The organism is Pseudomonas sp. NPDC087185, from assembly GCF_044744955.1.
Taxonomy (GTDB): domain Bacteria; phylum Pseudomonadota; class Gammaproteobacteria; order Pseudomonadales; family Pseudomonadaceae; genus Aquipseudomonas.
Genome location: NZ_JBIUZK010000011.1, coordinates 136,191 through 145,019, shown reverse-complemented (window position 1 = coordinate 145,019; position 8,829 = coordinate 136,191). Strand labels below are relative to the sequence as shown.

11 protein-coding genes are annotated in these 8,829 nt (G+C 61.3%); 8 read left to right on the top strand and 3 right to left on the bottom strand.

Translation table 11 applies throughout. From position 1 onward, the window contains the following. The 3 genes from ACIPIJ_RS27820 to ACIPIJ_RS27810 form a co-directional block, all read left to right on the top strand. Positions 1-285 (top strand): hypothetical protein (locus ACIPIJ_RS27820; protein ID WP_401083195.1); only part of this gene is annotated, 285 nt, incomplete at its 5' end. Beyond that, entirely contained in the window at positions 282-1,169 is an 888-nt protein-coding gene (gene rhtA / locus ACIPIJ_RS27815; protein ID WP_401083206.1) for a threonine/homoserine exporter RhtA, read from the top strand. The genes ACIPIJ_RS27820 and rhtA, both read left to right, overlap by 4 nt. A 189-nt stretch (positions 1,170-1,358) precedes the next feature. Continuing rightward, positions 1,359-1,640 carry a hypothetical protein gene (locus ACIPIJ_RS27810; protein ID WP_401083192.1) on the top strand — a complete coding sequence of 94 codons (282 nt, stop codon included), beginning with the start codon at positions 1,359-1,361 and terminating at the stop codon, positions 1,638-1,640. 54 nt (positions 1,641-1,694) lie between these two features. Here the strand turns inward: ACIPIJ_RS27810 and ACIPIJ_RS27805 are convergent, their stop codons facing one another. After that, entirely contained in the window at positions 1,695-3,503 is a 1,809-nt protein-coding gene (locus ACIPIJ_RS27805; protein ID WP_401083189.1) for an aminopeptidase P family protein, read from the bottom strand. Positions 3,504-3,729: 226 nt separating this feature from the next. On the opposite strand from ACIPIJ_RS27805, the gene ACIPIJ_RS27800 reads away from it, so the two are divergent. Further along, positions 3,730-4,842 (top strand): DUF3182 family protein, encoded by a 1,113-nt coding sequence (locus ACIPIJ_RS27800; RefSeq protein ID WP_401083186.1) that lies wholly within the window; start codon positions 3,730-3,732, stop codon positions 4,840-4,842. After that, positions 4,826-5,596, top strand: a complete 771-nt coding sequence (locus tag ACIPIJ_RS27795; RefSeq protein WP_401083183.1) for an alpha/beta hydrolase family protein — start codon at positions 4,826-4,828, stop codon at positions 5,594-5,596. Before ACIPIJ_RS27800 ends, ACIPIJ_RS27795 begins: the two co-directional genes overlap by 17 nt. Here the strand turns inward: ACIPIJ_RS27795 and ACIPIJ_RS27790 are convergent. After that, positions 5,575-5,955: an antibiotic biosynthesis monooxygenase gene (locus tag ACIPIJ_RS27790; protein ID WP_401083180.1), complete on the bottom strand. Its 381-nt coding sequence runs from the start codon at positions 5,953-5,955 to the stop codon at positions 5,575-5,577. The genes ACIPIJ_RS27795 and ACIPIJ_RS27790 overlap by 22 nt on opposite strands. An 86-nt stretch (positions 5,956-6,041) precedes the next feature. On the opposite strand from ACIPIJ_RS27790, the gene soxR reads away from it, so the two are divergent. Then, positions 6,042-6,494 carry a redox-sensitive transcriptional activator SoxR gene (soxR, locus tag ACIPIJ_RS27785; protein ID WP_401083177.1) on the top strand — a complete coding sequence of 151 codons (453 nt, stop codon included), beginning with the start codon at positions 6,042-6,044 and terminating at the stop codon, positions 6,492-6,494. Positions 6,495-6,612: 118 nt separating this feature from the next. Continuing rightward, entirely contained in the window at positions 6,613-7,161 is a 549-nt protein-coding gene (locus ACIPIJ_RS27780; RefSeq protein ID WP_401083174.1) for a cysteine hydrolase family protein, read from the top strand. Here the strand turns inward: ACIPIJ_RS27780 and ACIPIJ_RS27775 are convergent. Further along, positions 7,158-7,721, bottom strand: coding sequence for a helix-turn-helix domain-containing protein (locus ACIPIJ_RS27775; protein ID WP_401083171.1), 564 nt, complete (start codon positions 7,719-7,721; stop codon positions 7,158-7,160). The two genes, ACIPIJ_RS27780 and ACIPIJ_RS27775, sit on opposite strands and share 4 nt — an antisense overlap. Before the next feature lie 83 nt (positions 7,722-7,804). Between ACIPIJ_RS27775 and ACIPIJ_RS27770 the strand changes: the two genes are divergently transcribed. Further along, positions 7,805-8,749 (top strand): DMT family transporter, encoded by a 945-nt coding sequence (locus ACIPIJ_RS27770; protein ID WP_401083169.1) that lies wholly within the window; start codon positions 7,805-7,807, stop codon positions 8,747-8,749. The last annotated feature ends 80 nt before the right edge of the window (positions 8,750-8,829 follow it).

Here is an 8,829-nt window from a genome sequence, read left to right as displayed (position 1 = left end):
CGTTTAGAAGCGCTGTCAACCACCTTTTCAACCGCTATCGATCAGTCGATCGAAGCACTACCAGCACTGCCTGGATTAAGTAACTCGTTGAATCTTAAGGAGTTTCTCGTTCCGATCACGCTGGAAGTGGGGCGAATTATAAGGGGATTCGAAACCCCGTCAAGGCTTAATTTCAGGAAGCTCAAATATAACCGTCTGCCCGCACACCTTGCGCCCGGCCCCGACAATTGCGCACTATATTGCACACCCGCCTCTCCCCGCTCAAGGATCGCCACCCACAAATGAACACCCAGCCCCGCAGCCTAGCCACCACGCTGTTTCCCATAGGCCTGCTGCTGATCGCCATGGCATCGATTCAGTCCGGCGCCTCGCTGGCCAAAAGCATGTTCCCTATCATCGGCGCACAAGGCACCACAACCCTGCGCCTTGTCTTCGCCAGCATCATCATGCTGCTGATACTGCGCCCTTGGCGCGTGCGCATGACTGCCAACACGCTGCGCAACGTGATCATCTATGGCATGGCCCTGGGCGGCATGAATTTCCTCTTCTATATGGCGTTGCAAACAACGCCACTGGGCATTGCCGTTGCGCTGGAATTTACCGGCCCGCTGGCAGTGGCGCTTTTTGCCTCGCGGCGCGCTATCGACTTCCTGTGGATTGCCCTGGCGGTCGGGGGCCTTTTGTTGTTGCTGCCCGTCGGCCACGGTGGCCAGCCGCTTGACCTGCAGGGTGCCGTCTACGCGCTCGGTGCAGGCGTGTGCTGGGCGCTGTATATCCTCTTCGGTCAACGCGCCGGAGCGGAGCACGGCATCCAGAGCGCTGCATTGGGCGTTGTGGTCGCAGCCCTCTTCGTCGCACCCATAGGTATCGTCCATGCGGGCAGTGCGCTGCTCACGCCAGCGGTCATTCCGCTGGCCCTGGGGGTAGCCGTGCTCTCGACTGCCCTGCCTTACAGCCTGGAGATGGTTGCCCTTACGCGCATGCCAGCGCGTACATTCGGCACATTGATGAGCATCGAGCCCGCCATCGGCGCCCTTTCGGGCCTGCTGTTCCTGGGTGAACTGCTGAGCGTGACGCAGTGGCTGGCGATTCTCGCCATCATTGCCGCATCCGCGGGTGCAACAATGTCAATGCGCAAGGAAACCAATCCCCCCGTAGCGGCCGACTGATTTGAGAAACATTTTCATTTGGGCAGCATTTGCTATTGTGGCGACCCGCCCCGCTGATTAAGCTGTCACAAAATCATAATCTTTTAGCTATCTACTTGAGTGAACACGGACGCTGGGGAAGATTCAGGACGAACCGAAGCGATAACGACAGGGTCTGACAACTGATCAGCCCTGCATTTAAGGACAGGAATGAAACGTATTTTGCTCATCCTGGGCGTCCTGGCCATTGCCGGATGTGCCGCAACGGCCAAGACCGAGGTCAAACAGGGGAAAAAGGGCCTGCATATCAATTGCTCCGGCCTTTCTTCGTCGTGGGACAAGTGCTACAGCAAGGCAGCCACCTCCTGCACCAAGCGAGGCTATAAAGTCATCGCACGCTCCGGTGACACGGACGAGGAGCCGGGGGATTACCTGTTCGGCATCAACCCGGCTGGCTATACCAGCCGCAGCATGATCGTCATCTGCAAATAAACGTAAAGGGCAGCCAGTGAGCTGCCCTTTTCAATGCCAGGCCAACTGGTCTGGTTACAGCGCGGCTGTGCGCGCTTCAAGCCAGGCCAAGGCATCCCCAGCCAGCAAAGGTGCAAGGCGTTCGCGCACCATGACGTGATAGCGGTTAAGCCAATCCCGCTCTTCCTGCGTCAGCAACGCTGCGATCAGGCAACGCGTATCGATAGGACACAACGTCAGGGTCTCGAAGTTGAGGAAGTCGCCAAAGGCAGACTTGCCCACCTCACGGTTGACTACCAAGTTCTCGATACGAACCCCCCAAGCGCCAGGCCGATAGGTACCGGGTTCGATCGAACTGATCATCCCTACCTGCATGGCGGTCTGTGGCGTGACTGCAGCCTGATAGGCGATCACTTGCGGGCCTTCGTGCACATTCATGAAATAGCCCACGCCATGGCCAGTCCCATGGCCATAATCCACCTGGTCTGCCCAGATGGGTGCACGGGCGATGGCATCGAGTAGCGGCGAAAGGATGCCTCGGGGGAACGTGGCGCGTGACAACGCGATCATCCCTTTGAGCACTCGGGTGCAATCCTGCATCTGCTCAAGGCTCGGCACGCCCACCGGGACCATGCGGGTGATGTCGGTCGTGCCGCCGAGGTACTGCCCCCCGGAGTCGATCAGCAGCAATCCATCACCCTCGATCACTGCATGGGATTGCTCGGTGGCGCGGTAGTGGGGCATGGCGCCGTTGCCATTGAAGGCCGCAATGGTGGAGAAGCTCAGCGACACGAAACCGGGCCGTCGGGCGCGCGCGGCGCTCAGCTGCTCATCAATGGTCAGCTCAGTGATGACCTGCTTGCCCTGGTGCGCTTCGAACCACGCGAAGAATTCGCACAGGGCCGCGCCATCCTGCTCCATTACCCGGCGAATATGCACCAAGTCCGACTCGCCCTTGCGTGATTTGCTAAAGGTGGTCGGGTTAAGCCCTTCGATCAGTTGTACCTGTGCATGCAGGTTCGTCAGCAGCCCCACTGTTACCCGCTGTGGGTCGACCAACAGCCTGGTGCTCGGCGCCACTTCCGATAACGCCTGGCCTATCTGCGCGTAATCACGTACCTCGATGCCATCGACTTCCAGCACATGGCGCAAATGCTCATCGAGCTTGTCTGCCCCCACAAACAACGTCGCCTGCGTTTGGCTGATCAACGCGAAAGATACGAAAACCGGGTTATAGGACACGTCGCTACCGCGCAGGTTGAACAGCCAGGCGATGTCGTCCAGCGTTGCGATGAAGTGCCAATCCGCCCCCTTCTCCTCCAGGGTACGGCGCAACTGGGCAAGCTTCTCCGCCCGGCTGAGGGTGGCATGTGGCGGCAAGTGTTGATAAACAGGGTTGCCAGGCAGCGTCGGGCGCCCGTCCCAAACATCCGCAAGCAAGTCCCGATCCGTGGCCAGGCGGATATCGCGGGCTTTCAGGCGCTCTTCGAGCTGGCGTGCCGACGCCAGGGCCATGACCGCGCCATCCACTGCCACCGTACCCGCCACCCGTATATTGTCACCCAACCACTCCAACGCGCCCGGGTTGCCTGGCAGCAGCTTCATCAGCTGAATGCCACTCCCCGCCAATTCCTTGTCAGCTTGTTCCCAGTATCGGCTATCCGCCCACAAGCCGGCAAAATCGGCAGTCACCACCAGCGTGCCCACCGAGCCGTCGAACCCCGAAAGCCAACGGCGGCCTTGCCAATAGCCTGGCAGGTATTCGGAAAGATGTGGGTCGGCCGAGGGCACCAGCAGGGCATCGACACCCTCCCGGGCCATTACCTTACGCACACGCGCCAGGCGCTCGGGAACACTCGGCTCGATGGTGGTCTGAACGTTCATGCGCACTCCTGCGGCCATATCGTGGTTGATCCAGAAGCACGATAATGGAACAGCGACCACCGCCCTGCAATCGTGACGACCGAGTCACGGCATGCAATGCCCATGACGCCACCTGCAAAGAAGATGCTTCCTACAACTTCGCAGGGACCATCGATCGCTTCCGGCTGAACTTCCCACCGGCAGGAGATTCACAACCCATACATTCATTGCAGACAGGCAGACACCCATGCCCAGCGCCTGCGAACCGAAGAGGGGTGTGGTACTGCTCGACACCCGCGAGCACACCCCAGAGCACGAACATGCGGTACACCTGAAGCTGGCTGATGGCCTGGCCGGATTGTTGGGTTGCACGCAGATACAGCCGGATCAGCCTCCCACTGCTGCCGACCACTACTATTACCTCCCCACCGAAACGCTGATCGATCCGCAACGCCATGCTTCCTTGGGTATCCGCACCGAGCAGGATCTATTCGGGGGGCTGGTCAGCCATCCTTATATGGCGACCAAGGCGATCTCCCACCCATTGCCGGCCAATGCCAGCTTCCCACCCGGCTGGACCGACACCTTCGCACAACAGGCCAGCGATGCCCTGCTCTGTGGCTACACGGTGTTCAGCAAAGCCGATGCACGTCGGGCGGCCCAGCTACTGATGCTTGACGGCCCTGTGCGGCTCAAGCCGGTACTGGCCTGCGCCGGGCGCGGACAGCAGGTCATTGTGGAGCTGCATGAACTGGAACCCTTGCTCGCCGACATGGATGAGCAGGACCTGGCGCTATGGGGGCTGGTGCTGGAAGAAGACCTGAGAGATGTAGAAACCTTCAGCGTCGGCCAGGTTCGTGTCGCTGGCATGACCTGCAGCTATCACGGCACCCAGCAATTGACGCGCGACCACCAGGGCACCGAGGTCTACGGCGGTTCCGACCTGGTCGTGGTACGTGGCGATTACCAGGCGTTGTTGCAGTTACCGCTGGAGGACCATCTTCGCCTGGCAATCAACCAGGCCATGGCCTACGAGCAGGCAGCCGAGCAACATTTCCCAGGCTTCATCGCCTCCCGGCGCAACTATGATATCGCGCGTGGCAACAACGCCAGGGGCCACCTGCGCAGCGGCGTGCTCGAACAATCCTGGCGCCTGGGCGGGGCCAGCAGCGCCGAGCTGCTGGCCCTGCAAGCGTTTGCCGATGACCCCACACTGCAACACGTGCGTGCCTCCACCCATGAAGTGTTCGGCACCCCCGACCTTCCCACTGACGCCACCCTCTTCTACCAAGGAAACGACAGTGAACTCGGACAACTCAGCAAATTCGCGCGGATTCGCGAGCATGACCATTCAGAGTGAAACCGTAGAGCTGCAGGTCGAAAACGACAGCATCGTCGGCACCCTGGTCAGCCCCGGCAGCAAGATGCCCGGCATCCTCTTCGTGCATGGTTGGGGCGGCAGTCAGCAACGTGACCTGGCGCGTGCCCGGCACATCACCGGGTTGGGTTGCGTATGCATGACGTTCGACCTGCGTGGCCACGAAAAGACCGAAAGCCAACGCCTGACGGTTACCCGCGAGCAAAATCTCAAGGACCTGCTGGCCGCTTACGACCGCCTGGTCAGCCACCCGGCAGTGGACACCAGCGCCATTGCCATCATCGGTAGCAGCTACGGTGGCTACCTTGCCACCTTGCTGACCCTGCAGCGGCCGGTGAAATGGCTGGCCTTGCGCGTGCCGGCCATGTATTGGGACGACGAGTGGCACACCCCCAAACAGACCCTTGACCGCCAGCGCCTCAATGCCTACCGCCAGCGCATGCTTGGCCCGGCCGACAACCGAGCGCTGGCCGCCTGCGCAGAATTTGCTGGCGATGTCCTGCTCGTTGAATCGGAGCAGGACGACTATGTGCCGCACACCACACTGATGAGCTATCGCTCGGCGTTCATCAGTGCTCATTCGCTCACCCATCGCATCGTCGATGGTGCCGACCATGCGCTATCCAGCGAGCAAAGCCAGAAAGCCTACAGCTCGATCCTCGCTTCGTGGATCAGCGAGATGGTGGTCGGCGCACGGCTGGACCGCTATCCGCACTACGCACCCTGGTATGCCTGAGGCTCACCGACCTGGCAATGCAACCCACCGTCGGTGCCACGCACCAGGCTACGTAGCGCCTGGTAAGCGGCAAAGTTGACGCTGCGCGCCTGATGCCGACGCACCAGGTCAAGAAAGGGCTCTTCGACAAAGCATTCAGCCGCTGCGGCCCAAGCCCGGCGCGATTGCCACTGCAGGTACTGAAGTACCCGGCTGCCATCGTCGCTGGCCTGGATACTGACCCCTTGCAAGCCGTCGCAGCGGGAGGCAAGTGCTTCACTGCGCGTCACCAGCGCGTGGGCCAGCGCCGCCTGCCGAGAAGCAGGCACCTCATACTCGATCATCTGGGTAAACCATAGGGGTTGCGGATTGGCCGTCATGCACAGTCTCCTTGCTCAGGGCGCTTGCAGCGTGATGGCCAGCAGGGTAAAACCTCTAGTTAACTCAAGGTCAAGAGCTTTTTGGAATGCCAAACCTCACGCCAGCGGCCCCGGATAAGCAGCTCAGTGTCGGCCAGCTGGCCGCGCGCAGCGGCGTGGCCGTCACGGCCCTGCACTTCTATGAAACCAAGGGGCTGATCTACAGCACCCGTAACGCGGGCAACCAGCGCCGCTACCCGCGGGCGATGTTGCGCCGGGTGGCGGTGATCAAGATGGCTCAGCGCCTGGGCATTCCTCTGGCCGACATCGCAACGGCGCTTGCTGCGTTGCCGAACGACCACATTCCTACCGCCGAAGATTGGCAACGCTTGTCAGAAGGGTGGCGTGAGGACCTCAACCGCCGTATTGATGAGATGATCAGGCTGCGCGATCAACTGGACGGCTGCATTGGCTGCGGCTGCATGTCGCTGAAGGAATGCCCGTTACGCAACCGTCAGGATCACCTGGCTGAAGAGGGGCCGGGGCCGCATCTGCCCTGAACGGTAAGCCCATGCACCGCTGCGCGTTGCGCACAGGGAATCGACCAAGCCAACCCTCGACTCGGTACGGACGGCCTATAACTAACGTCATCCACCGACTACTGCCACAGGAGGCAGCATGAGCAAGCAGGCGCTGATCATCATCGACATCCAGAACGACTACTTCCCCGGCGGCAAATGGACCCTCGACGGCGCCGATCAAGCGGCGGACAACGCCGCCCGGCTATTGACTGCGGCACGCCACCGGGGTGACCTGGTAGTGCACGTGCGGCATGAGTTCGAAAGTCCCGACGCACCGTTCTTTGCACCGGCCTCGCAGGGCGCGGCGATCCACCCGAAGGTGCAGCCCGCAGAGGGCGAGCCGGTGGTGCTCAAACACAAGGTCAACGCGTTCCGCGACACCCCGCTGAAGGCGACCCTGGACGACCACGGCATCACTCGCCTCACCATTGTCGGCAGCATGAGCCACATGTGCATCGACGCGGCCACGCGCGCCGCCGCAGATTTCGGTTATGACGTGACGGTGGCACATGATGCCTGCGCCACCCTGCCGCTCGACTTCGACGGCAAGCGAGTGCCGGCTGCCGATGTGCATGCATCGGCGATGGCAGCCCTCGCGTTTGCCTATGCCAAGGTGGTCAAGACCGACGAACTGTTGAAGGGTTAAATCACCACGTTACGCACAAACCGCGTAGGCACCGCGCCATCGTTGCGGTAGGCATAGCGACAGTTGCTGGGAAAAACATGGAAATGGCCGACCTGCAGGCAATGCTCGGCCCCTTCGATGATCAACGTCAGCTGCCCTTCGGCCACATAGATCTGCTCGCTCCAGCCCTCGGCATCGGCTTCACTGGCGTAGCACTCCCCCGGTGCCAGGGTCCACTCCCAGATCTCCACCTCGCGCCGGGCAGGGCTGCTGGCCAACAATACCGCCCGGCTCTGCGGATGCTCACCGGCCCAGGCCAGTGCGTCGATGCGGCTGGTGTCGCGCTGATCAGGCGCCTGGATCAGCGTGCTGAAGGCTACCCCCAGCGCCTCGGCAATCAGGTCGAGCGTGGTCAGGCTGACGTTCTTCTCGCCGGCCTCGATCGCCACCAACATGCGTCGGCTGACACCGGACCGCTCGGCCAAAGCGCTCTGGCTGATCCCCGCGCCATTGCGCAGGCTTCGAACATTGAGGCTGACATGCTGCAGCACCGAGGCACGGTGCGTGGAATCTTTGTGCACTATATTGCTCACTTGTACGGGTTGCGCAGTATACTGCCCACTTTGCGGCGATTGTGCGCCGCCCCCTCCGAGTGCGCAAGACCATGAGCCAACCGACCAGCAGCCCGCAGCCCTCCGTATCCTTGCGCCTGAGCAAGGCCGAGATGGTATTGGTATTCATCACCATGCTGTGGGGCGGTACCTTTCTGCTGGTGCACAACGTCATGAGCGTGAGTGGCCCGATGTTTTTCGTCGGCCTGCGCTTTGCTGCCGCCGCGTTGTTCGTCGGTCTGGTTTCGGCGCGGGCGCTGGCCGGCCTGACCTTTACCGAGCTGAAGGCCGGCGTGCTGATCGGGGTTTCCATCATGCTTGGCTACGGTTTGCAAACGATGGGCCTGCAGACCATCAGCAGCAGCCAGTCAGCATTCATCACCGCCCTGTATGTGCCGTTCGTACCCCTGTTGCAGTGGCTGGTGCTGGGCCGTCGCCCGGGGCTGATGCCAAGCATCGGCATTTGCCTGGCCTTCTTCGGCCTGATGCTGCTCGCCGGCCCAGAGGGGGGCAGCCTGCATTTCAGCGAAGGCGAAGTCGTGACATTGGTGAGCGCCGTGGCCATCGCCGCCGAGATCATCCTGATCAGCCGCTATGCTGGCCAAGTCGACGTACGCCGCGTCACCGTGGTGCAACTGGCCACGGCCTCGCTGCTGTCGTTCCTGATGATCGTACCGACGCAGGAACGCATCCCTGATTTTTCCTGGCTGTTGCTGCTCAGCGCGCTGGGCCTGGGCGCCATGAGCGCCGTGATCCAGGTGGCCATGAACTGGGCGCAGAAATCTGTTTCGCCAACCCGCGCTACCCTGATCTATGCAGGTGAGCCCGTGTGGGCCGGCATCGTCGGCCGTATCGCCGGCGAACGCTTGCCGGGCGTGGCGCTGATCGGCGCCCTGCTGATCGTTGTCGCCGTGGTGGTCAGCGAGTTGAAAATCCGCCGAGCTAGCCACGCGGATGAAGCATCCGATGTGCAAGGTGAGCGCGAAACCGGGCTGTAAAGCAGCCAACAGCAGCTATGCTTTGTAAGAAACTGTTATAAAAAAACAGCTTGTCACACCCAGTTTGTATGATTCTGCGA

Bases quoted from the DNA above. Each gene is read 5' to 3' on its own strand.
- ACIPIJ_RS27770 (WP_401083169.1), top strand. From the start codon at position 7,805: ATGAGCCAACCGACCAGCAGCCCGCAGCCCTCCGTATCCTTGCGCCTG.
- ACIPIJ_RS27800 (WP_401083186.1), top strand. From the start codon at position 3,730: ATGCCCAGCGCCTGCGAACCGAAGAGGGGTGTGGTACTGCTCGACACC.
- ACIPIJ_RS27805 (WP_401083189.1), bottom strand. From the start codon at position 3,503: ATGAACGTTCAGACCACCATCGAGCCGAGTGTTCCCGAGCGCCTGGCG.
- ACIPIJ_RS27810 (WP_401083192.1), top strand. From the start codon at position 1,359: ATGAAACGTATTTTGCTCATCCTGGGCGTCCTGGCCATTGCCGGATGT.
- ACIPIJ_RS27780 (WP_401083174.1), top strand. From the start codon at position 6,613: ATGAGCAAGCAGGCGCTGATCATCATCGACATCCAGAACGACTACTTC.
- soxR (WP_401083177.1), top strand. From the start codon at position 6,042: ATGCCAAACCTCACGCCAGCGGCCCCGGATAAGCAGCTCAGTGTCGGC.
- ACIPIJ_RS27790 (WP_401083180.1), bottom strand. From the start codon at position 5,955: ATGACGGCCAATCCGCAACCCCTATGGTTTACCCAGATGATCGAGTAT.
- rhtA (WP_401083206.1), top strand. From the start codon at position 282: ATGAACACCCAGCCCCGCAGCCTAGCCACCACGCTGTTTCCCATAGGC.
- ACIPIJ_RS27795 (WP_401083183.1), top strand. From the start codon at position 4,826: ATGACCATTCAGAGTGAAACCGTAGAGCTGCAGGTCGAAAACGACAGC.